The sequence below is a fragment of the Pseudomaricurvus sp. ABR4_320 genome (assembly GCF_056159445.1).
Window position 1 is genome coordinate 160828 of sequence record NZ_JBSWVF010000003.1, and the last position, 23007, is coordinate 183834.

General features: G+C 50.5%; 21 protein-coding genes. 12 read left to right on the forward strand and 9 right to left on the reverse strand.

The genetic code is table 11. From position 1 onward, the window contains the following. Window positions 1-86: 86 nt before the first annotated feature. From ACXAFR_RS06995 to acuR, 3 genes are all read right to left on the reverse strand, one after another. Window positions 87-482 carry a c-type cytochrome gene (locus tag ACXAFR_RS06995; RefSeq protein ID WP_475174398.1) on the reverse strand — a complete coding sequence of 132 codons (396 nt, stop codon included), beginning with the start codon at window positions 480-482 and terminating at the stop codon, window positions 87-89. Window positions 483-665: 183 nt separating this feature from the next. Beyond that, a complete protein-coding gene (gene acuI / locus ACXAFR_RS07000; RefSeq protein ID WP_475174400.1) occupies window positions 666-1649 on the reverse strand; it encodes an acrylyl-CoA reductase (NADPH) in 984 nt (327 codons plus the stop codon). 45 nt (window positions 1650-1694) lie between these two features. Further along, a complete protein-coding gene (gene acuR, locus ACXAFR_RS07005; protein ID WP_475174404.1) occupies window positions 1695-2363 on the reverse strand; it encodes an acrylate utilization transcriptional regulator AcuR in 669 nt (222 codons plus the stop codon). Between the two features lie 659 nt (window positions 2364-3022). Between acuR and ACXAFR_RS07010 the strand changes: the two genes are divergently transcribed. From ACXAFR_RS07010 to ACXAFR_RS07020, 3 genes are read left to right on the forward strand one after another with little or no spacing between them, the layout of a single operon-like run. Beyond that, entirely contained in the window at window positions 3023-3763 is a 741-nt protein-coding gene (locus ACXAFR_RS07010) for a TVP38/TMEM64 family protein (protein WP_475174406.1), read from the forward strand. A gap of 57 nt (window positions 3764-3820) precedes the next feature. Beyond that, window positions 3821-5224, forward strand: a complete 1404-nt coding sequence (locus ACXAFR_RS07015; protein ID WP_475174408.1) for an MGDG synthase family glycosyltransferase — start codon at window positions 3821-3823, stop codon at window positions 5222-5224. Between the two features lie 41 nt (window positions 5225-5265). Further along, on the forward strand, window positions 5266-5889 hold the full coding sequence (locus ACXAFR_RS07020; protein WP_475174410.1) for a polysaccharide deacetylase family protein: 624 nt from the start codon (window positions 5266-5268) through the stop codon (window positions 5887-5889). A 23-nt stretch (window positions 5890-5912) separates the two neighbouring features. Here the strand turns inward: ACXAFR_RS07020 and ACXAFR_RS07025 are convergent, their stop codons facing one another. After that, window positions 5913-6635 carry a hypothetical protein gene (locus ACXAFR_RS07025; protein WP_475174412.1) on the reverse strand — a complete coding sequence of 241 codons (723 nt, stop codon included), beginning with the start codon at window positions 6633-6635 and terminating at the stop codon, window positions 5913-5915. Between the two features lie 363 nt (window positions 6636-6998). Here ACXAFR_RS07025 and ACXAFR_RS07030 point away from each other — a divergent pair, with 363 nt between their 5' ends. Further along, on the forward strand, window positions 6999-7898 hold the full coding sequence (locus tag ACXAFR_RS07030) for an aspartyl/asparaginyl beta-hydroxylase domain-containing protein (RefSeq protein WP_475174414.1): 900 nt from the start codon (window positions 6999-7001) through the stop codon (window positions 7896-7898). 50 nt (window positions 7899-7948) lie between these two features. Here ACXAFR_RS07030 and ACXAFR_RS07035 read toward each other — a convergent pair whose 3' ends face one another. Beyond that, on the reverse strand, window positions 7949-8506 hold the full coding sequence (locus ACXAFR_RS07035; protein WP_475174417.1) for a DUF3833 family protein: 558 nt from the start codon (window positions 8504-8506) through the stop codon (window positions 7949-7951). Between the two features lie 336 nt (window positions 8507-8842). Here ACXAFR_RS07035 and rfbF point away from each other — a divergent pair, with 336 nt between their 5' ends. The 4 genes from rfbF to ACXAFR_RS07055 all read left to right on the forward strand — a co-directional run bounded on the left by rfbF (window position 8843) and on the right by ACXAFR_RS07055 (window position 12554). Further along, on the forward strand, window positions 8843-9619 hold the full coding sequence (gene rfbF / locus ACXAFR_RS07040) for a glucose-1-phosphate cytidylyltransferase (protein WP_475174421.1): 777 nt from the start codon (window positions 8843-8845) through the stop codon (window positions 9617-9619). A 159-nt stretch (window positions 9620-9778) separates the two neighbouring features. After that, complete coding sequence (gene rfbC, locus ACXAFR_RS07045) at window positions 9779-10324, forward strand: dTDP-4-dehydrorhamnose 3,5-epimerase (RefSeq protein ID WP_475174423.1); 546 nt, start codon at window positions 9779-9781, stop codon at window positions 10322-10324. A 30-nt stretch (window positions 10325-10354) separates the two neighbouring features. After that, complete coding sequence (locus tag ACXAFR_RS07050) at window positions 10355-11248, forward strand: NAD-dependent epimerase/dehydratase family protein (RefSeq protein WP_475174426.1); 894 nt, start codon at window positions 10355-10357, stop codon at window positions 11246-11248. Then, entirely contained in the window at window positions 11235-12554 is a 1320-nt protein-coding gene (locus tag ACXAFR_RS07055; RefSeq protein WP_475174429.1) for a protoporphyrinogen/coproporphyrinogen oxidase, read from the forward strand. The genes ACXAFR_RS07050 and ACXAFR_RS07055 overlap by 14 nt, the downstream gene beginning before the upstream one ends. 54 nt (window positions 12555-12608) lie before the next feature. On the opposite strand, the gene ACXAFR_RS07060 is transcribed toward ACXAFR_RS07055, so the two are convergent. Continuing rightward, window positions 12609-13421: an arylamine N-acetyltransferase family protein gene (locus ACXAFR_RS07060; RefSeq protein ID WP_475174432.1), complete on the reverse strand. Its 813-nt coding sequence runs from the start codon at window positions 13419-13421 to the stop codon at window positions 12609-12611. Between the two features lie 43 nt (window positions 13422-13464). Continuing rightward, window positions 13465-13839, reverse strand: a complete 375-nt coding sequence (locus ACXAFR_RS07065; protein WP_475174434.1) for a hypothetical protein — start codon at window positions 13837-13839, stop codon at window positions 13465-13467. Window positions 13840-14015: 176 nt separating this feature from the next. On the opposite strand from ACXAFR_RS07065, the gene ACXAFR_RS07070 reads away from it, so the two are divergent. From ACXAFR_RS07070 to ACXAFR_RS07085, 4 genes are all read left to right on the forward strand, one after another. After that, window positions 14016-14855, forward strand: coding sequence for a sugar phosphate isomerase/epimerase family protein (locus ACXAFR_RS07070; RefSeq protein WP_475174436.1), 840 nt, complete (start codon window positions 14016-14018; stop codon window positions 14853-14855). After that, entirely contained in the window at window positions 14842-15894 is a 1053-nt protein-coding gene (locus ACXAFR_RS07075) for a fatty acid desaturase family protein (protein WP_475174439.1), read from the forward strand. The genes ACXAFR_RS07070 and ACXAFR_RS07075 overlap by 14 nt, the downstream gene beginning before the upstream one ends. Before the next feature lie 503 nt (window positions 15895-16397). Continuing rightward, window positions 16398-19049, forward strand: coding sequence for a non-ribosomal peptide synthetase (locus ACXAFR_RS07080; protein WP_475174441.1), 2652 nt, complete (start codon window positions 16398-16400; stop codon window positions 19047-19049). Window positions 19050-19309: 260 nt separating this feature from the next. Then, on the forward strand, window positions 19310-20959 hold the full coding sequence (locus ACXAFR_RS07085; protein WP_475174446.1) for a right-handed parallel beta-helix repeat-containing protein: 1650 nt from the start codon (window positions 19310-19312) through the stop codon (window positions 20957-20959). Between the two features lie 61 nt (window positions 20960-21020). Here ACXAFR_RS07085 and ACXAFR_RS07090 read toward each other — a convergent pair whose 3' ends face one another. Further along, window positions 21021-22127, reverse strand: coding sequence for an NADH:flavin oxidoreductase/NADH oxidase (locus tag ACXAFR_RS07090; RefSeq protein ID WP_475174449.1), 1107 nt, complete (start codon window positions 22125-22127; stop codon window positions 21021-21023). A 51-nt stretch (window positions 22128-22178) separates the two neighbouring features. Next, window positions 22179-22877, reverse strand: a complete 699-nt coding sequence (locus tag ACXAFR_RS07095; RefSeq protein WP_475174451.1) for a type 1 glutamine amidotransferase domain-containing protein — start codon at window positions 22875-22877, stop codon at window positions 22179-22181. Window positions 22878-23007: the final 130 nt, after the last annotated feature.

A 23007-nucleotide genomic window follows, 5' to 3' on the forward strand; every position in this document is an offset into this window, starting at 1 on the left:
CTAAACAATTAAAGCGGATGGAATGCTAACAGTGAGAAGGATGCCGCCGCAAACCAAAGGTTTATCAGCGGCCATCTAAAGAACAATCAAGAATCAGCGAGCTGCAGGATCCACTCAACCAGTTCTTTTGCTTGGGCTTTATCCAGAACAACCGAATTGGGTGGCATTGCAAATCCACTCACTTCACCTTTCCAGTGACTGTTATAAGGGCTGGAACCATTTAATACCGTCGTGGTTAGCGACTCTAATGCGCCCTCTTGTCCTTTATACTTTTCCGCCACCCGTTGCCAGGGAGGTCCGATGGGCTTTAATCCATTCGGTCCCTCACCACCCGCAGCAATTGAATGGCAGGTCACGCAGCCACTTTGTTGAGCCAGGTTGATCATTTTTACATCTTGCGACTCATTTTCAGCGGCGAGTACCGCTGCTGAAAACATACTTAAAGCACCCATAGTCACGGGAAGGATGGTTTTGCGTTTCATCTCGTTTCCTCAACAGTAAAACCGCCTACATGACGGCTGTTTAATCACTGAGTCGAGGTTAGTAACGGCACCAACAAGCCACAATCCTCCCAAAGTACCTATGTGTTTGACGCCTGACCTGTATCAATAAAAGCGACGTCAAACGCCGCCAACAATCAATAGACAGCCTGCTTTCATTCCTGCTTAGCGATTAACATCTACCACCAAACGACCGCGCACCCGCCCTTCCAGAAAAGCACCCGCCTGCTCTATGGCTGTGGACAGAGGCAACTCTTCCGTCAATTTCTCCAGAAGGTTGATATCCAGATCCTGCTCGAGTCGCTGCCACGCGCGTCGGCGCTGTTCTTGAGGGCACATTACACTGTCTACACCGAGCAGTGATACACCTCGCAAAATGAAAGGCGCAACACTCGCAGGCAAATCCATACCGCCAGCTAATCCACACGCGGCTACCGCTCCGCCGTAGCGGGTTGACGCCAAGGTGTTGGCCAGTACGTGAGAACCAACGACATCAATAGCACCAGCCCATCGCTCTTTGGCAAGAGGACGGCCAGGCTCCGACATCTCCTGTCTGGCAATAACGTCCGTCGCACCCAGCTCTTTCAAATAGTCAGACTCCTGAGCCCTGCCAGAAAGCGCCACCGGCGAATAACCCAGTTTAGCGAGTAAAGATAATGCAACGCTGCCGACACCGCCCGCAGCCCCCGTCACCAATATCTCGCCATCTCCGGGTTTTATGCCGTGATCCTCAAGTGCCATCACACACAACATGGCGGTATAACCCGCCGTACCTATGGCCATAGCTTGTCGACTTGTGAACGAAGAAGGCAGAGGCACCAACCATTCTCCCTTCAGTCTCGCTTTCTGCGCCAATCCACCCCAATGAGTTTCACCAACACCCCAACCATTCAACACCACTGACGTACCGACGGGAAAATCAGGATGACTGGAGTCGCTCACTGTACCTGCCAGATCAATACCAGGCACCATCGGAAATTTACGAACTACCGGTGATTTTCCGGTAATCGCCAGTGCGTCTTTGTAATTGAGTGATGAATACTCGACCGCCACGGTAACATCACCCTCAGGCAAACCCGCTTCATCAATATCTGTCAATGTGGCTTGATAGCCGGACTCTGGTTTTTCAATAAGTACACCTTTGAACATATCTCCTCCATTTTTAGACCGATCGTCTATTTTTCGATAAATTTTTTAACGTTTGAGACTGCGTAAAAAAAACGCCATAAAGGTTTGCATTGGCGCCAAACTGCGCTCCAATCGAGCTCGGATGATCGCACCTTCCCAGCCCAGCCAGAATACATACGCAGCCTCTGCGGTATCGAGATTAGCACTCAACTGCCCCTGTCTTTGAGCGTCATCCAAGCAGCGCTGCACACGTATTTCCCACGCCGAAAAAACCTGTCGCAGAGGCTCTCTCATTGAAATGGGTAAAGCTTCCAGTTCTTGACCAAGGTTTCCCACAAGACAACCCCGACGAAATTCATAGCGAAGAATACCGGTACAGGCATCGTGGCCAAAATTCTCCAAACGCTGCAGAGGCTCAACATCGGCGTTCAATAAAAAGGAATCCAGCTTGCGATTAAAGAAACGCTCATAACTTGCGAGCAGCTCCAGGCCGTAGGCTTCTTTACTCTTAAAATAATGGTAAAAAGATCCTTTCGGAACGCCAACCCTGCGCAAGATTTCGTCAATCCCCGTCGCCGCATAGCCCTTTTCAGTCAGCATCTCAAGACCCGAGCGAAGCAACTGCTCACGGGTATCTGCGTTGCGCCCGTTGACTTTAGGGGGACGCCCACGCCGCTTTTTGACGGACTTAGGCTCAGTTGGGGCGGGGTTTTGGTTATCGGCATCTCGAATCATGAAACAATATTAGACCGATCGTCTACTTTATACAACGGGTAACGGACGACACCCGCGGCTCTTGCTCAGCAACCCGGGGAACCACCGACTGAGATTGATGTCTGATGTTGACCTTCCCCCCACTCAAGTCGACGGCGATCCGCTTAGGTCACCGCCCGCAGAATCACCGCTTGGAACTTTGTCGCACCTGAGTGTCTAAATCCGCCGCACTGAAGAAGCTTCACGAAATAGCCGCGATATGAGGCCAAATGTGTCTAAGTCGCTGCTAACTTGCAGCAATTACAGGCAGCCTTGTAGCTTTTACGAGGCACCCTTTCTGTCCGTCGAAAAGAACGACTTAAACGGCGAGAGTGTGGACTCATCGGAAAACTGAAATCGAATTAGCGAAAGCATTTGTTGTCACTAAACAGAAACTTCCGCTCGTTATTTCGACATAACGATGTTTTATAGAGCACTCATTCGCAAATTGACGCTCAGATGACTGACTGGAATACAACTTGCCAATGTAGCCAATAAATGACGCTAACCGGTGAAGGATGTCAGAGATGTGAATGGACTTCTCTGGCCGTTACTTTGACGTTACGTCGTCATGTGTCAGCAGAAGAAGACCGATATTACGTCGATCACAATCGACATTTTTTACGTTTTGAGAACAAGCCATGCGCTTAGCACGAGTACATCGCCAATCCCTGAAATGGTTGATCATAACCTTGGGGGTTGTCGTCTTTTTATTTCTGGCGATTGGCGTGCCCGCAGAACAATGGCAACAGTGGATTAAAGCTGCGATATCAAGCTCCGGCAGTTACGGCGAAATCAATCTGGTACTCCTTTACAGTGTCGCAGTAATTTGCCTGGCCCCCTTGTCCCCTTTCGCCATTATGGCTGGAGTATTTTTCGGCTTTTGGAAAGGAGCTCTGCTGGCACTCCTTGGATTAAACCTGGGCGCTCTGGCAGCCTTTGCAATCTCCAGGACTTGTCAGGCCTGGCGAAATCACTCAACGCCGAGTAACAACCAAAAGCATACTGACGCACGCCACGGCTTTCTCCATCAAATCAGTGAGAACCGAGTGAGCTCTATCGCACTACTCAGACTTAACCCGCTTGTGCCCTTTAACTTACACAACTACGTCTACGGCTGCGCCCGACATCACATTAGCTATTGGCGCTATGTTCTCGGCACGTTGATCGGTAGTGCCCCCATGACTTTATTACTGGTTTACCTGGGATTTGCAGGGCGTTTTCTGATCGCCTCTGGAGAGAAATCCACCCCTTTCACGGCACTTATTGCTGTCACCGCTATTGCCAGCCTACTGCCATTTTGGTGGATGCGACAGCGCAGAAAAAAAGCGCTCGCCGTCGCACCCAACCATTACCCAACTACAAATGGGAATCCTCGTTGATTCCCACCAAGACCTACTGGGGCTTGCCCGTGAGTCCCATGCATTCAGGAAGTTACCATGCATAAATATTCAACTGCCAAACCGGAACGCATTCTGTTCCTGACATCCCAATTAGGATATGGGCATATCAAAGCGGCCAAAGCCGTTGAGGAAGAATTAAAGCAAAAAATGCCAAAGGCAGAGTGCCACTACCTCGACCTCTGGTCGCTGATGGACACGAAAGTCGCTGACGCCGTTCGTGATGGCTACCTACGCATGACCCGGGAGCACCCGGACTGGTATCAAAAACTCTACGACATGGACGCGGATTTCTATCAACAACTCAGCGGCCGCAGCCCTCTCGCAGAAGGCATCAAGAACTTTCTGCGCGAACATCAAAACCGCTGGTATCCGGAAGAAAAAAGTTGGCTACCGAGGAAATCTGGCGATCTCGATAAAGCCATGATCAACAGTTTAATTCGCCTACTATGCCTACCCGAGGATCGCTTTTCGCAGAAGATCCAACTCGTCAGCCTACTGGTATTAATTCGAACGGTACTGCTGAAGCGTATGCGCGAAAAAATCAATGCCATCAAACCTGATGTGATTGTCGCAACGCAAATGTATCCGGCAGCCCTCTTGTCAGCGTTAAAGAAACGCAACAATTTTCGAGAAATTCCCACATTGGCGATCGTCACAGATTTCGGATTGCAAAATGTCTGGGTGAGAGGAACAACCGATATTTATTGTGTCGCCACCGAACAAATGGTGCAGCACCTACGAGCCCAAGGGGTGGAACGTGACCAAATTCATGTAACGGGAATCCCCCTGGAACCTGAATTTCAACATCCCCCCACTCAAGTACAAGCCAGAAAGCAACTTGGTCTGGCCGTTGATCGTCCGACACTTTTGGTCACCGGCGGTCAGTACGGCATAGGAATCGTCGACGCTGTCCGCAGCTTGCTCACGATGGACGCCAGCTACCAAGTCATGGTAACCGCAGGTGACAGTGAAAACCGTGCAGAGCTCGAGGACTTACAGCGGCAACACAGTGATCGTCTGCTGGTCTTTAAATGGGTGACCAACATGTCGAATCTCCTCGCCGCAGCGGACCTGGTGGTTGGTAAACCCGGAGGCTTAAGCGTGAGCGAAGCGCTCGCCTGTGGACGTCCCTTCTTTGCGACCTGCTGCCTGGGCGGGCAAGAAAAGCACAATCTCGACTTCCTGGAAGCCAATGAAATTGGCCGTCTGTTAAAGCCTCACGAGATACCCTTGACGCTCGACAAGCTTTTCCGCTCCCCAGAAATCTTACATGAACTGCAACAACGCGCCTGCGCGTTAGGCAACCCAGACAGCGCAAACCATGTTGCCTCTCTTGTTGCTAAACTGGCGAGAGAGGCGCCCGACAGACGGACGGCAAAAAGCTCCGTTGTTAACTACCGCCTGCGGGAAATCGCGAGCGAGGGAGAGACTTCCCTCTAACAAACCCACCATTCGTGCACAGGCCTTTTGGAGTAAAACCCGTGTGGCAAATTCGTCCCTGCCCAATTATCCGACGCGCGACCGGTGCGTTGGATAGTATTTTTCTAACTTTCGACGATGGCCCGAGCGCGGATTTTACGCCACGAATTCTCGATGCGCTTGGAGCAGAAGGTGTGCACGCAACCTTTTTTGTACTGGGAAGTGCCTGCGAACAACACCCAGAACTGGCGCGTCGAATTCTTGCTGAAGGTCATGACCTTGGTTGCCACACCTATTCCCATAAGCACCCTTGGAATCTGGATGGGAAGCTAGCCAGGCAGGAAGTAAGGCGCGGATTTTTTGCCATTGCGAATATAACCGGCGCCTGCCCCCGCCTCTTCCGGCCACCCTTTGGACGTATAAACCCGGTGATGATCAAAGAAGCTCGGCAGCTGGGCATGCGCACGGTACTGTGGAATCGCAGCGCCATTGATTGGGGAAGGTGGGGACAGGCGCATTTGGTAAAAAGACGTCTTGAAAAAGTCACCCCAGGAGACATCATCCTGATGCACGACAGCCCAAGAACGGCAAATCACCCTGAAGTAACGGCAACCGTATTGCCCGATTTTCTTCGCAGTTGGCAACAGAGTTCACTCCATTGCCGCCCCGTTTCTGTCTTGCTATAGCCGCCAGACAATACGCCGATCGCTCAAGCAGCCAGACGCCTGCGCCGAGATATCAGGTTAAAACAATAACGGTGCCAAACCTTTCTTAGGCGTCGCAACTGATAGTAGATATCTTCTTCGGAATATTGAGCGTCACTTTGCAGTTCGAAGCACATTCCCAAAATGCCATCGGCCCTGGCGACCAAACAGTCGAGCAAACTCCAGACGGTTTCCGGAATCAGTTCACCGTGCTGACGACGATGATTGCTGCAGGCCGATAGCGCAACCCCCCGAATAATATCAGGGTCAATATTTTCCAATAATAAAAACGGATCGAGGTTTTTTTGTTCAGCGTATTGGACGAACCGTGTGAGATCGAACATCCAGCCATCACCAGAGGCCAGAGATTCTCTGCGAGCCTGCTGCCAAATAACAGCCCAATCCTCAGCTAAGAAATTCACACCATCAAGCCAACAATCCATGGCCGCCGAGGAATCAGGCAGCAAACGAATCGTGCCGTCACCCGAACGAGGAAACGTTGGAAAATGAATACGATGCAAAAAGTAATTTGAGGACGAGTGCAACACGGCAAATTGCCGACACTCTTGCGAATCTGCTACCCAAAGCCTCTCGCGGTCTGTCGCACCTTGAGAAGAAACACCACTGAAAAAATCCAGCAATTGCGGATCTTCACAAGAGAGCCGCCGCAAACTTCCAAGATTCGAACCGCCAACACCTAAGACTTTTGTATCAGGCCACAGTTGCATGATCACCCCCCTCGTTAGAGATGGATACGTACAGGCACTCACCCAAAACGTCCTGTACGCCAGAAAACTCAGGGATGTGTTACCAATCACATTGGCACTAAGCAATACCCTGGCTTCTTGCCTTCAGTGTAGATCGTAATCTTATTTGCGTGAAAGAAAAGTTGAAAAATGCCGGTCACTTCTGTGATGAAATCACTTTTAGTGCCGAAGAATGATCGAGTCGCTCTGGGTAAGTGGGCAAATTGAGCAAAAATTCCACGCGAACACAAATCTCTGTAAGCATTTATCAGTCTTTGTTAACGGGTTTGTTATTTCGACAAGCTTTAAGTGACCATACGCCCTTTTTTCTTATGGTGAATAGTTATGGGAGCCTGGATCCTCTCCGCTTATATGGCCTGCGCGGTTTACACCCAATCAAGAGGACGTCTAAAACACAAAAAACTGACCCGCAGAATTACGGACCACGCCAATGTACTGGCACCAATCAACTGTCTTTTTTACAGCACATCAAAAGTTCCGAACACCCCGTATCTTAGCCTGACACAGTTCCCTGAATTGCAGACGCTACAAGATAACTGGCAGATAATTCGTGACGAAGCTCTGGCCCTACATGGCGCGTCTGCCATACGGGCATCAGAAAAACTGGACGACCTTGGCTTTAATTCTTTTTTTAAAACCGGCTGGAAACGCTTTTATTTAAAATGGTATGGAAGTGACCTGGGTTCTGCGCGCCAGCATTGCCCCCAAACATTAGCGTTGATCAAAAGCATTCCTTCGATCAAAGGCGCCATGTTTGCCATGCTGCCTCCCGGAGCGCGTCTGGTGAAACACAGAGATCCTTTTGCCGGGTCTTTGCGTTACTACCTGGGCTTATCAACGCCGCAAGATGACCGCTGCTTTATCGATGTGGACGGAGAAAAATACAGTTGGCGGGACGGCGAAGCCGTGATGTTTGACGAGACCTACATTCACTATGCAGAAAACCAGACAGACAAAGATCGAATCATTCTATTTTTGGACATAAAACGCCCAGTAAAGCTAAGCCTGGTCGATGCGTTTAACAACCTGTTCTCCCGCACGGTGATGGCGGCAACCGCAACCCGGAATACCGATGGTGACCGAGTTGGCGTGCTGAACAAAGCCTTCGGCGGCATCTACCAGATCCGCAAAGCGGGTAAACGACTAAAAGCGTTTAATCGCCCGCTCTATTACACCGTGCAGTACGCCCTCTACGCGGCACTGATATATGCCCTGTTTTTCTGACATTCAATGGTGACTTCCGGGGTGAGTTGGCCAGGGTTACCCAAAGGCCCTCAACCCGCGGGAGAACTTTTTACCGAACTCTGTCTCTGCATAAAGAGGGTCACTTCACCAACGGGGAAGCCAAACTTTTTCAGGTAGGAGCGATTGACCAAAGTTTTGCCATCGGCGAACTGCCACATCCAGTCATTAAAGGAAATCACGTAGGTTTTGCCGTTGGCCGTGGGAACTTCCATTTGATATTCCCACTGCAAGGCACTGCCGTGGATTGTCCCAGACGCCACATCAACAACATCACCGGCGACACCTTGCAGCCTGAACTGGCCATCTGACGTGATGCGCCAAGTACGCTGACGCACACCACTGCCGTACTCATAGTGAAAGGTTTCGTCGAGAATCAACGCCTTGCTGTCGCCTCGGGGCACAATGTCTACGGTGAAGCGCTGAATAACGTTTCCGGATCGATTCTGAACAATCCCCCATCCTTTAACCGGTCCAGAGAAGAAGTCCGACAGGGAAAACTCGGGCTCCGACTCCCAATAACGAGAACCATCAATTGCGGTGGCACAACCGCTGAGCAGAATAACCAAGGTAAGAGCAAGAATACGCATCAGTAAAGACTCTCCAGACTGTCAGAAGAATACGGGGTTCCGGTTTGGGGGGTTCAGAGGGAAGCATGCACCGCAAAAAACCTTCGGTTTAGCCATCAATTCGGCCAATTCGGTTAGCTGAACTTAACTCCCGGTTCCAAAGCAGGTAGGATACACGTCTCTCACCATGGATGGACACTGCAGATATTCTGCTCTCGTGTTGCGTTGCCTCACCCAACTCTCTCCATGTGACATTTTACCCCGGCCACGGCTGGCCGAGCTTCTGTCATTTTGACGGAAGTGTATTACACTCAAATTTATTGAATGTGACCTTCAATAGACTAGACAGGGACCCCCATGAAAGCAGTTATTCTGGCCGGTGGGCTGGGAACGCGCCTCAGCGAAGAAACCACCGTCAAGCCCAAGCCAATGGTTGAAATTGGCGGCATGCCAATACTCTGGCACATCATGAAAACCTACTCACACCACGGGATCAACGAATTTGTGATCTGCTGTGGTTACAAAGGTTTTATCATTAAAGAATTTTTCAGCAACTACTTCCTGCGCCGCTCAGACATTACGTTTGACATGGAAAATAACAGCATGGAAGTCCACAACCAGAAAGCTGAACCCTGGAAGGTTACCCTGGTCGATACGGGAGAAAAATCCCTGACCGGCGGGCGCCTACGGCGGGTACGGGAGTTCGTTAAAGATGAGCCCTTCTGTTTCACCTACGGTGATGGCGTCAGCGACATTAATGTTACAGAACTCCTGAATTTCCACAAATCACAGGACAGTCTGGTGACGTTGACGGCTGTGCAACCTCCCGGTCGCTTTGGCGCGATTTCCCTCGCTGGTAGTCAAACCAAAATCAACAGTTTCCATGAAAAACCGACAGGTGATGGCGCCTGGATCAACGGCGGCTACTTCGTTGTCGACCCCAAAGCCATTGACTATATCGAAGGCGACCTGACCACCTGGGAAGCAGAGCCTCTTCAGCAGCTGGCCCGCGACGGCAAACTCTCTGCTTACAAACACAGTGGTTTCTGGCAACCCATGGATACTCTGCGCGACAAACAAGTGCTGGAAGGCCTTTGGGAATCCAATGAAGCGCCTTGGAAAGTCTGGTCGTAAGACCGACACGCTCACGCTGATGGGGCGCCCCCATCAGCGGATTGCTTCAAATATCATCACGACCCAACCTTTTTCACTTCCGCCTGCCAGACACACCCCCAACATAAGTTTTTCCACCGTTTCCGGCAGACACTCAGATACAGACGAGACATCAGCACCGTGAAATTTACCGAAACCCGCTTGAAAGGCGCTTTCATCGTAGAAATTAAACAGATCGGCGATCATCGTGGCTTTTTCGGACGCTCCTGGTGCGCCGAAGAATTTCGCGAACACGGCCTCAACCCCAATATCTGCCAGATCAACACCTCTTTCACAGAAAAAAAGGGAACGATCCGTGGCATGCATTATCAGGTTGATCCCTACCAAGAAACCAAGTTTATTCGCTGCACTCGCGGACGAATTTTTGACGTGATTATCGACCTGCGACCCGACTCACCGACCTTTAAAGAATGGGTTGGCACAGAGTTGACCGCCGACAATTACAAAATGGTTTATGTGCCGGAAAATTTCGCCCACGGTTTTGTCACCCTAGAGGACCACTGTGAGGTCTACTACCCAGTGACTCAGTTCTACACGCCGAACGCCGAACGCGGCTTAAGATTCAACGATCCCGCGTTTGCTATCGACTGGCCGGTCAGTGTCGATGTATTTTCCGACAAAGACATCGCCCACGCGGATTTTGACGAAGCGACCTTTAACCAATAACTCATCGACGTACGCCAGAGAGAATCGGCCATGGAAAAATTACTGCTGACCGGAGGCACCGGATTTATAGGGCGGAATACGCTACCGCTGCTGCGCCAGCACTATGATGTCAGCCTGCTGACGTCTCGCGATGATGTCACCCTGGAAGGGGTCGAAGTCATCACCTGCAACCTACTCGACCCAGACGCCACTCGCGCCGCTGTCGCCAAAGTCAAAGCTGACAAGCTGTTCCACTTGGCGTGGGGGATGGAACCCAGCAACTATAACTTGCCCGCCAACTTTGACTGGCTGGCGGCCAGCATGCAGTTGATTCGGGATTTCCATCATCACGGCGGCAACGCGATATGCGTGGCAGGCTCATGCGTGCAGTACGCCTGGGAAACCGGCGGCTGCGACGAGCAGCTAACACCGACCACTCGCTCCAACCTCTACGGCGGCTGCAAGAATATTCTGCAGGAATTTGCCCTCACATTCTGCGAAAGCAACGATATGCAGTGCCTTTGGGCCAGACCATTTTTTATGTACGGCCCCTTTGAAGATGAAAGGCGTCTGGTCGCGTCGATTGTTTACAATTTGATTCAAGGCAAAGAAGCCGTCGTTAATAACGGTGGTATTTACCGGGATTTCCTCCATGCGAGAGACGTCGGCGGCTTGATGCTGGACCTTTTCACAAAAGGTCAATCCGGTGTGTTTAACATTGGCTCCGGCCAACTCTCAAGCCTTGGCGAAATAGGACACACCATCGCGACCAGCCTGGACCGCGAAGATTTACTGACCGTGCGTTACCCCGAAGTTTCCGGCAATCGCTACGTCTTTGCCAAAATGGACAAGGTCGCACAGGTTACTGATTGGCAGCCTTCTTTCAGTTTACAAGATGGTCTGCAGCAAACGATTGAATGGAGCAAACAACATGTCAAATCTTAAAGACGTCTATGTCATCGGGTCGGGCCCCGCCGGATACGGCGCCGCTCGCAAGCTAAAAGAACACGGCGTCGACACGACAATCCTCGAAAAAAACAGCTACTTTGGTGGTCACTGTGCCACCTTTGAATTCGAGGAAGGCTTCATTTTCGATGACGGTCCGCACATCTCTTTTACCAAAGATGAGCGCGTAAAAAAGATTTTTGGAGAGAATGCCGGCAACGACATCAACGACTTTTACCCCTACGTTGATAACTACTGGCACGGCCACTGGATTCAGCACCCTGCAATTACAAGCATGCACGGCCTGCCCGCCGACTTAAACACTAAGATTTTGATGGAAATCACCGACGCTATTTACAAGCGCGACGATAGCCGCACCTTCAAAAACTATGAGGAATGGTTGATCTGCGCCTACGGTGAAACTTACGCCCGTGAATTCCCAATGGAATACACCATCAAATACCACACCTGTCAGGCGAAAGACATGACCACCGACTGGCTGGGGCCGCGCCTCTATCAGCCAGAGCTGGAAGAAGTTATCTACGGCATGCTATCGTCGGAATCACCAAACCGCCACTATATTCCAACGTCTCGCTACCCGAACAAAAAGGGATTTGCCAACTTCCTCAGCGAAACCACCACGGTTGCTCCACTCCGCTTCGACTCCGAAGTGACAGAAATTGATGTGTTAAAGAAAACCTTTACCATCAACGGGAAAGAAGAAATCCCCTACAACCACCTGATCAGTTCCATGCCGCTGGATATGCTAGTGCCACGCATTAAAGGTGCACCTGAGGATCTGGTGAAAGCGGCTGCGGGCTTATCCTGTACAAAATGTATTGTTGTGAACCTAGGCATTAAAAAACCCGAAATCACAAAGTCCTACTGGACCTACATTTACGACCAGGATATCTGCTTTACCCGTCTGAGCTTCCCTCACAAATTTTCACCGAAAACCGTCCCAGAGGGCTGCTGTGCCGTTCAAGCGGAGCTCTATTTCTCAGACAAGTACCGCCCGATGGATATTACACCGGAAGAAGGTGCCAAACAGACCATCCGCGACTTAATTAAAATTGGTCTGCTGGAAAAAGAAGAAGATGTCTGCTTTGAACGCTCTTGGGTAGCCCCTTACGCCCAGGTCATTTTTGATCATGACCGTCCCAAAGCGGTCGAAGCCATCCACAGCTTCCTGCGCGCCCACAATATCGAATACTGTGGACGTTACGGCGACTGGGCCTACATCTGGAGTGATCAGTCCTTCACCAGTGGCGAAGGCGCTGTTGAGCGTATGCTGAAAGAAATTTAATCGGCAAACGCTGAATGATTGGAAAGGCGCCATACGGCGCCTTTTTTATGCCTGCTAGTTATCTGCAACCAAAAATTTTTCGAGTACAGAACGCCACTCAAGCTCCACCGGCAACCCAAAAGAACTAGCCAGAACTTCGCACAGCTCATCAATCGTTAGATTCTTTTGTTCTGCCGATCGCCCAGGTTGACGAACCGAAAGGCGACTATTTCGCAATCCATAGCGACAGCCCAATGTCGCCCTTGCTGCAGTTAACATCAATGTAAATTTGGAATCCGGATGGGTCGAGGTGTACCAGTTGGCTACCTCGAAGTCGATCTCAGGTCGCGCCCGCAAGTCGACCTCGTACATCGATGCCCACTCGCCATCCAGCTTAGTTTGCAACGTCCAAACATCATCAACTGCGGACAGCAAACGGTAACATTCACCAAATTGGTCCTGCTCAATATTCTCGGTAAATCGCACCGGCCACCTCAGCGTCTGACCTCCAAAACCAACATCGACCAGCCATGGCTCCCCAGCGATAACAACACGTAGAACCATGTGGTTTGCCGGCGGCACAGGTGTATCGGCAGGACGCTGCCAGAGAACACGCGCCAGTAGAGATTCCACCGGCAGTCCCAGATTCACCAAAACAGCGCGGAACAATGTATTTTGTTCAAAGCAATAACCACCACGCCGATTATCGACCAATTTCTTTTGTATCGAGTCCAGAGAGGTATCGATGCCTCGTCCCAGCAGTACGTCGATATTCTCGAAAGGGATAGATGTCACGTGAGCCTGATGCAATGCCTTTAAACTGGCAACGTCAGCATTTAACTCTCCGGAAAAGCCTATGCGCTGCAAATATCGATTTAGATCCAACATGACAGCTCCAAGGAAATTATTAAATGAAAAAAGCGACGTAGGTTCAGTCAGAATTTTCTGACTCAAACAATTCGATAGATCGCTCGATAAACGTCTCCATGCGTCGGCGAGTTTCATCGGCAATGCGTATCAGCTTGGCACGGGCATCGGAGGGATCAACCTCTTCGACCAGAAAACCATGATCGATCGCCTGCTGCACATATTTAACAGCGGTGCGATGACTGGAATGAGGCATAAACACATACAGCTCTGTTTTGCGCAGCGCCCTATCCCTCTGTAACCACATGCGTGTGAAAAGATCGTAATAATTCAGATCATAAAACAGGCTGCTGCTGAACACCTCGGACCACAACTCATCAACGCTCATCAACGCGGTAATAAATCGCTCCTGGCGCAGGGATTTTTCATCACTGGACACGTCTGGAATGCCTTAAAAATGGGAGGCTCATTGTGTCACAACGACAAAGCCAGCAACAAACACCCCTTGATACATGCAATTTTACATGTATATTATACACACATACTTCCTGCACAACAGGTATGGGAAGCCGATTAACGCCGAAACGTCGAGGTTGACCCGCGTTGGAACTCAAATTGTTTTACTCCCTTTGGGGAGAATCCGCCTCACTAAGCGACGCGGCGACTTTCGCGAAGTCATCCGGGTTTGACGGAATTGAAGCCCCAGCCCCACACTCAGACCGCGAGCAGAGCCAGCTGCAACAAACGCTTGAGTCGGAGGGCCTGTTATGGATCCAGGAAATCGCCACCGGAGGTGGCTATGTGCCCAATCGCGCAGCTTCCCCGTCACAACATCTGGATGAACTCGCCTCAGCCTTTGCAACCGGCAAATCCTTAGGAGCACTACACGCCAACTGCATCACCGGCTGTGATGCCTGGCCGTTTGAGCAACAGCTTGCGTTCTTTTCTGAGGCACAACAATTGTTGGACTCATTGGGCGTCAGCGCAAGTTTTGAAACCCACCGCAGCCGTTCGCTCTATAATCCTTGGGCAACCAGAGATATCTCTCTCAAACTGCCGGAACTGAGATTTACCTGCGACTTGAGTCATTGGTGCGTGGTCTGTGAACGCCTGTTGGAAGAACAAGACGTCTTTGAGCAGATATTTCCACGTACCCACCACATTCATGGCCGAGTTGGCTACGACCAGGGACCGCAAGTAACACACCCCGGCGCCCCAGAGCACGCACAGGCCTTGGCGAGCCATACACAGTGGTGGCAGCAAATTTGGGAAAACGCGATGATGCGACAGCAAGCGTTTGTCACTATGACACCAGAATTCGGTCCCGACGGCTACCTGCACACCTTGCCCTTTACCAATGCCCCTGTCGCGGAACTCAAGATGATCAACCTCTGGATGGCCAAGTATCTACGTGATACGTTCAATCAGTGGAGAATCGCGAATGAAGACGAGTAGACACCAACCCCCCTCTTTGAAGTTCTTTCGCAACAGCCGCGACGCTCGCTGGAACAGCTCTGCGATCGCCTATGTGCTGTTAACCTACAGTTGCGGCTGGCTACTGCTACTCACCAGCAGCCTGGCGACCGCAACGGGCATTCTTGCGTTTTTCAGTGGAACCATGTTCGTCGCCCACAGCATGATCATCGCCGCCTATCTGATTCATGAATGTGCCCATCGCTCACTCTTACGCACACCAAGCCAAAACGAGTGGCTGGGCAAATGCCTTGGCTGGATCACGGGTAGCTGCTATGGCACTTTCTCTGCGTTGCGTATAAAGCACGTTAGGCATCACGGCGATAATGCCGACTTATTGAGTTTCGACTTACAGGCTTTTCTTGCTAGACACCCTAAATTAACCCGTCTGATATCCTGTCTGGAGTATTTTCATATCCCCGCTGTCGAGATCCTGATGCATGTGATGTTAATGCTGGGGCCCTGGCTATTCCCTGATATGGAAGCTCAGCGCACGCGTGCTCTGAGGCTAATCGTCGTACGTGGTGGTCTGTTATTCGCTGCCGGTTGTATCGCCCCACTGGCCGTTGTGGGCTACGGCCTGGCACAACTGATATTGATGCAAGTCCTGCGTTTTATGGATGCGTTTCAGCATAATTATGACAGCCTTCTTAACTTGCAAGATAAAACCTATGTGGCCCCTCATCGTGGTGATGCCGACTATGAGTTGCAACATACGTTTTCCAATCTGATTTCTCGTCGTTTCCCGTGGCTAAACCTGCTGGTTCTAAACTTTTGCTACCACAATGCGCACCACATACGCCCCATGATGCCTTGGTATCAATTGCCTGAATATCACTCACAGCAACTGGGCGCAGACTGTCAACAAGTGATTCCGCTGTCCGAACAACTGCGCAGTTACCATAAATTTCGTCTATTGCGGTTACAAGGAATCAATGAAGAGGGGATAGATTTTCGCCGTCAGATGAAAAATGGACTCGCCGTCGGCGTCGTAGGAGTCTCTTTTCTCACAGCCTTTTAAATGACAAAAAGCGACATTAGGGTTGGTTTTATTCAGCCCTACTCCTGTCAGACATCAAATAACGCGCCCTATAGAGCAACCTTACTCTAGGCAGGACCTTGCATTAAACGACAAATGGCGTAAATTATATTCTAAAATACCCAGCTAACCTGATTTTTTTTACTACCGAAAGTCACATCTTCGCACTTCTTATCCCCGAAAACACTGAGATCTACCTTTGTTATCACCACCGTGATCTATACTTACTTGGGAATCTCTGAGTACCAACTTACCCGTTGAAATAAACGCATACCCGATGTCGCACCGCATGCAGCTGGGGTGCTGTTTCGAGCCTAGCTGGAAATAACTAAGGCGTGTTTGTTACTTCGTGCGTTTATTGCAACTGACTCGGTTGTACACCTGAGCATCGATCAACCACAAACGGATCGGTGATTGGCCGGAAAGCAGCCGACCACACAATCCGCTCCGTATAAATACCACTAGGTTTGTAAAACTGGACTTTTATGGCAACGCCAACTTCGCTTAATCACCTTGACGACATCCGTGACGAGAGCCAATTGCCCACACTACCCCTGTCACTGGAGTTGGAGCTTACAGCGCTGGAAAGTTTTCGCGACCAAGTTAAGCAAAATCCTTTCGCCCCCGCGATCTATCAAGACTCACTGCAGATCAGCTACGGGGAGCTGGAAGACAAAGCCACACGCCTAGCCTTTCAAATTGCTGAACACGGTGTCCATAAAAGCCAACCCGTCGTTGCTTTTTTGCCGCCATCAGCAGATATCTGCATCGCCTTACTCGCCATTCATATGGCTGGCGCTACCTATGTGCCAGTAGACCCGGAACTGCCCACAGAACGCATAAAACGTATACTGTCGGAAACCAAACCACAGCTCATCCTGACCAGCGGCGACATCCCTGACGCCCTGGGTGAATGGCAACATCAGTGTTTTGACATTGGCAAATTACTGTCCAAACCCGTCTGGTCGGGAAAAGAACTGCCTCAAATTCGCGCCGATGACATTTCGCATGTTTTTTTTACCTCCGGCACCACCGGCACCCCTAAAGGTATTGTCTTCACGCATCGCAATCTCCATCACTATGTAGACTCAGCCAAAACCACATTTGGTTTTGGTCCTCAAGACCGGTTTCTGGCAGTGGCCAGAATTGGCTTTAGTATCAGTCTGTTTGAGCTGCTGTTGCCGCTGACTTGTGGGGCCTCCGTACATATTCTTTCTAGACCCGATATCCTGGACCCAAGAAAACTGTGTCACGCGCTAACCGATGCCACCGTTATACACATGGGCCCCAGCTTATTGAAAAAGCTCTTACCCTATGTGCATGAAAATTATCCCGACCTGTCAGTCTTTGAAAACCTACGGCACGCATCCAGTGGCGGCGATATGGTGGCCCCTCACCTGCTGATGGAGCTGAAGTCCACCTTTCGCAATGCCGATGTGTTCGTGCTTTATGGATCTAGCGAAATCAGCTGTATGGGCACTTACTTCGAACCAGACAGCACCCTGTCAGGTGACACATACACGGTCGGCGCTCCCTTCCCAGACGTTGGCCTTATCATTGTGGACGACGATGGCAATCCGGTAACAGACGGAAGTGTCGGCGAAGTTTATTTTTCCGGCCCAGGATTGGCCTTGGGTTACCTCAACCAACCAGAGCTCAATGCCCAGAAATTTGTGGGGCTTAACGGTATTCGATATTTTGCGATTGGCGATCTGGGCGTTCGCGACGACAGCGGCCAACTTCGCCTCTTGGGCAGAAAAGATTTTCAAATCCAAATCCGCGGCAATCGTATTGAAGCCCTGGAAATTGAAAATGAGCTACGCCAATGCCCGAACATCACCGATGCAGTTGTTGCCGCCAGAAAAATCGGGCACGAAGATAAAACCCTGATCGGCTATCTGGTTGCTTCTGAACATGCGCCTATCGACTTGAGCAGTGTTATTTCGCACCTACAAAAACAACTGCCAGATTATGCAATTCCCTCGTTATTCGTACGCCTAAATCGACTGCCAACTAACTTCAATGGCAAGCTGGATCGGCATAGCCTACCGCAACCAACCGATGACAACATGCTGGTCTCTTGCGATTACACAGCACCGCGAGACGACATAGAGAACATCCTTACGGAGATTTGGCGATCTCTCTTTAAACTTGAAAGTATTGGCATTCATTACAACTTTTATGAAATTGGAGGCGACTCCCTCAGCGCAGTTGCATTGCTCACCGAGATTCAAAAACGCTTTGATTTAGAACTGACGATATCGCAATTGCTTAATGCCCCAACCATTGCAGGCTTAGCCGAATTGATCCGCAAGGGTGCCAGTCAATCCGAGACAGAATGCATTCTTCTGCGGAAGGGTTCTGGCACCCCCGTCTTTTTTCTCTATGGAACACTCTTTTACAAAGAGCTAGTAGATAGCTTATTCGTTGACCGCTCTATTTACGCGGTCCATTTGGAAGAAGAAGTCTCTCTACTGAAAAACGGCATGAAAGGGGACGAGTTCAAGCTCTTTTCCAGCATCCCGTTAATGGCGCAGCGCTATCTCGAGGCAATTCAAAACGTACAGCCCCAAGGGCCCTACACGCTTTGCGGGCATTCGTTCGGTGGCATTCTCGCCCTGGAGACTGCACGCTTACTGGAACACAAAGGCGAAACAGTAACCCTTGTAGGTATGTTGGATACCTGGCGGCCAGGTTATCGTTTTCAATTAACCACTCGCGAGCGTCTTAGCCGGCACTGGACTCAACTGCGACTTCACGGTCCCAGCTATCTCGTAAAGCGGGTTTCTTCCATCTTTGGTAGAGCCCGTCCTAACGTTGTTACCCCAATTGAAGAAAAGCGGGTGGATATCCGTGAAGCCGCCCGCCGCCTCGCTTGCAGTAGCTATACCCCTCACCACTATTCAGGCCCAGCGGTTCTATTTCGCGCAAAAGAAGTCCAGGCTTTTGAAAATACAGCTCCCAGTATGGGATGGCGTGAATTAATTACGAATTTGGCCACGTTTGATGTTGATGGCGCACATATGACCATGGTGCAAAAAGAAAAACTTCATCAACTTTCACGACTACTGGATCAACACCTGAGCCATAAGGCGCATAACCTCAACGACTCCGCCTCGGACCCGATCACACGATAATACGCGGTTTGGTCTAGCCAATTACAAACAAGGCAAGCAGTCCATCCTGTAATTGGCGCCTTAAATCTTCAAAAAACACTCTAAGCTGTAAAACCAGAAGTAACCACCCTTCTTTTTGGACCAAATCTAAACTTAACAGCAATCAACCTGAATATTGGCTTTACCAATTATTAGATTGGTCTTAGCATCATCAAACCTTCAAAAACGCTCACAAACAATCAGGACTACATCGAATAACGTTAACTATAAGAGATCATCCAATGAGAATATTCAGCACCAACTGCCTTTCGGCAGCTCTACCCGTATTTTCGTTGCCAGCATTCGGATTGGATTATTTTGTTGCAACCGACGGGTCGGACGACAATGCCGGGACGATTGCAGAACCTTTCGCCACATTAATGGCAGCACAGGCTGCAGCAGAAGCCGGCGACACCGTCTATATTCGCGGCGGAACCTACCCACTTACCGATGACAATATCTCCAGCTATACCTCAGTGAGAGCTATCGTCAACGATATCTCAAAAGACGGTATCAGCTATATCGCTTGGCCAGGAGAACATCCCATTTTTGATTTCTCTCAGGTACGTCCCGAAAACTATCGAGTGGTCGGTTTTTTGGTATCAGCCGACGACTGGGTGTCCGAAGGATTTGATATTGTCGGCATACAAATCACAATATCCGACACTCGCACCCAATCAACCGCCATTCGCGTTGACAAAGGCAATGGAAACCGATTTGAACGTCTTGCGATTCACGACGGAATGGGCATTGGCTGGTACCTGGCATCAGGTAGCAACAACCAGGTGATCAACGTTGATGCCTACAACAACAAAGGCTTGAACAGTAATTCCCACGGCAACATCGATGGCTTTGGCGTCCACCCAAATTTGACCTCGGGAACCGGAAATATCATTCGCGGCAGCCGAGCTTGGTTTAACAGTGATGACGGTTTTGACTTTATCAGTGCGAGCGCTGTTGTCGTCGTCGAAAATAGCTGGGCGTTTTACAACGGATACGACACCGACTTCACGCCTCTTGCCGACGGAAACGGATTTAAAGCTGGAGGTTATGGTAGTGATGGCGACGAATATCCAATCCCTGTCCCCGTTCACGAGGTACGTCGATCACTGGCCGTTGGGAATAAAGCCGCCGGCTTCTATGCGAACCACCATGTCGGAGGTCAACTGTGGATTCACAATTCGGCGCTGAACAACCGCTCCTCCAACTTCAACATGCTGTCTACGTTAGAAGACAACGATACCGACGTTCCCGGATACAACCACGTTATGCGCAACAATTTGGGGTTTGGTAGCAATTCTGAAATTATAAATTTAGGTTTGGATTCAGAAAACGACCTCTATAGTAATTATTTCAACCTTCCTGTAACAATAGACTCGACGGATTTTCTCTCACTGGATGAATCTCAATTGATGAGGCCTAGAAAACCCAACGGAGATCTCCCTGATATTACATTTGCGCACCTATCACCCGACAGCGACCTGGTTGATTCTGGTGCAGACTTTGGCGAAGACTTCGAAGGAAGTGCCCCGGACCTCGGAGCCTTTGAGTCAGAAGAAGCTGCGACGCACTTGCGAGTACACAGTATTGCAACAACAATTAAGCAGCACGGCAAAAAGATTTATGCAGAAGCAACCGTCAGCATCCAAGACAATACTGGCAAGCCTGAGTCTGATGTCGACGTTAAAGGCGTTTGGGAACGAAAGAAAAATCATCGAGAAGAAACCGTACGTGCTCGCACGAATGATCAAGGCATAGCGGTTTTGACTGCCAAGAAGAAAATCTCAAAAAAAGATACGTTAAAATTTTGTGTTACTGATCTTAAGGGAAGCCTGCCTTTCGAATCCGACGACAGTGACAAACTCTGCCAAGACGTAACATCGCAACGATAAATCCCGCTTGCATATGATTATGCAATGGGCGGCTATAAGCCGCCCTCTTTTTAACTTTCTATTATTGCGCGCCAGCAGGTACGTAGCGATTTAACCAGTGAGCATAAGGAGCAGGTAAAACCCAGGCAGGACGCTCACGCCCCAGTGCTTTCGCCGCGTCATAGGTCCAGTTACTGTTGGCCAGATGCGCCCTTCCCACCATAACAAGATCCAGCGCGCCCTCCTCAATCAGGCCATTGGCGAGCTCGGGAATATCGACACCCCATGCGGTTGCGACAGGCAGCCCCGTTGCATTGGCAACCTGACGCGAGACAGGCGCTAAAAATGCCGGCCCCCAAGGTATTTTCGCGGTCGGCGTATTAAACCCCATACTCACATTCACGAAATCTGCACCAAGGTCTTTAAACGTCTGGCAGACCTCCAGAGACTCGGGCACCATCACTTCATCATTGCCATCAAACTCGATAACGCCGAAACGAATGGTCAGCGGCAGATGTTGCGGCCAGACGTCTCGCACCGCAGCGAGTGTTTCCACCATAAACCGACTGCGATTTTCCAGACTGCCACCGTATTGGTCAGTACGTTGGTTGCTGTGCGGAGAATAAAAATTCTGAGCGAGATAGCCGTGAGCGAAATGCAATTCAAGCCACTCAAACCCGGCCTCCAGGGCACGCTTTGCGGTATCTACAAAGTTCTGGCCGACTCGCTGAATGTCTTCGAGTGTCATTGCCCGGGGAACACGCGGGAGATTCTCCCCATAGGCAATAGCGGAAGGTGCTATGGTTTCCCAGGCATTAGGATCACTTTCAGCGATAAGGTCGTCGCCTTCCCAAGGTAGGTTGGCACTGGCTTTTCTGCCCGCGTGGCCGATCTGAATACCAGGCACGGCTCCCGCCTGACGAATCAGGTTTGCCACCTCGGCAAATCCGCGTGTCTGTTCATCCTCCCACAACCCCAGACAACCGGGTGTGATTCTCCCTTCCGGTGCAACACCCGTTGCCTCCACAATAACAAGACCCGCACCACCTCTCGCCAGATTGGCGTAGTGTGCTTTGTGCCAGTCATTAACATACCCATCAACGGCACTGTACTGGCACATGGGCGGCACAGCGATACGGTTACGTAACGTCACCTCTTTGAGGTGAAACGAAGAAAATAAATCAGTCATATCTACGGGGTTTCCTGCTAAACATCATTAAGTCTGGGTGCGAACAAATCATCAGCGACGTAATAACTCAACCACAGTCTGTGCTGTGTGGGCGGCAGATTGCGGATTCTGGCCGGTAACCAGCCGCTCATCTGTGACCACATGATCAGACCAGGGCGTGGCAGCAGCAAAATCGGCACCCTGCGCTTCCAGTTTTGTCTGCAGAGCGAAAGGAACAACGGCGGTCAGTTCCATAATAGATTCCTCCTCATTGGTGAAGCCCGTTACCTTTCGTCCAGCTAACAGCAGGCTGCCATCGGCAAGGCGAATATCCGTCAGTGCCGCAGGTCCATGACAGACTGCCGCAACAACACCGCCCTGATCATAGAGACTTCCAGCAACCCGATTCACATCGGTGTTACCCGGAAAATCCCACATGGTGCCGTGCCCGCCGCTGAAAAAAACCGCGCGGTAATCATCGGGATTGACGTCGGCAAGAGCCGGGGTGGTATACAACGCAGCCATTAGCGCAGAATCCGCTAAAAACGCCCGCCGATCTTCGTTGTCTTCCGCCAGACTGCGCGGGTCAATCGGCACAGGGCCACCCTCGATACTGACAATGTCCACGTCAAAGCCCGCGTCTTTAAAAACGTCATAGGGATGGGTCAGCTCACTGAGCCACAAACCGGTGCGCTCATGTGTATTCCCCATCATGCTGTGGCTGGTCGCCACCAATAAAATTTTGTCTCCTGCAAAGGCAGTTGCACTCATAAACATGCTCCAGATCATCAGAATTCGAACTGCAATGGCCATCTCAACCCATCCGTTTTGCAAAGGCAGGCCGATGCCTCCCGTTATCGTTAGAAGAACTCTATGGCAGGAGCGAGGGCATTAAAAATGA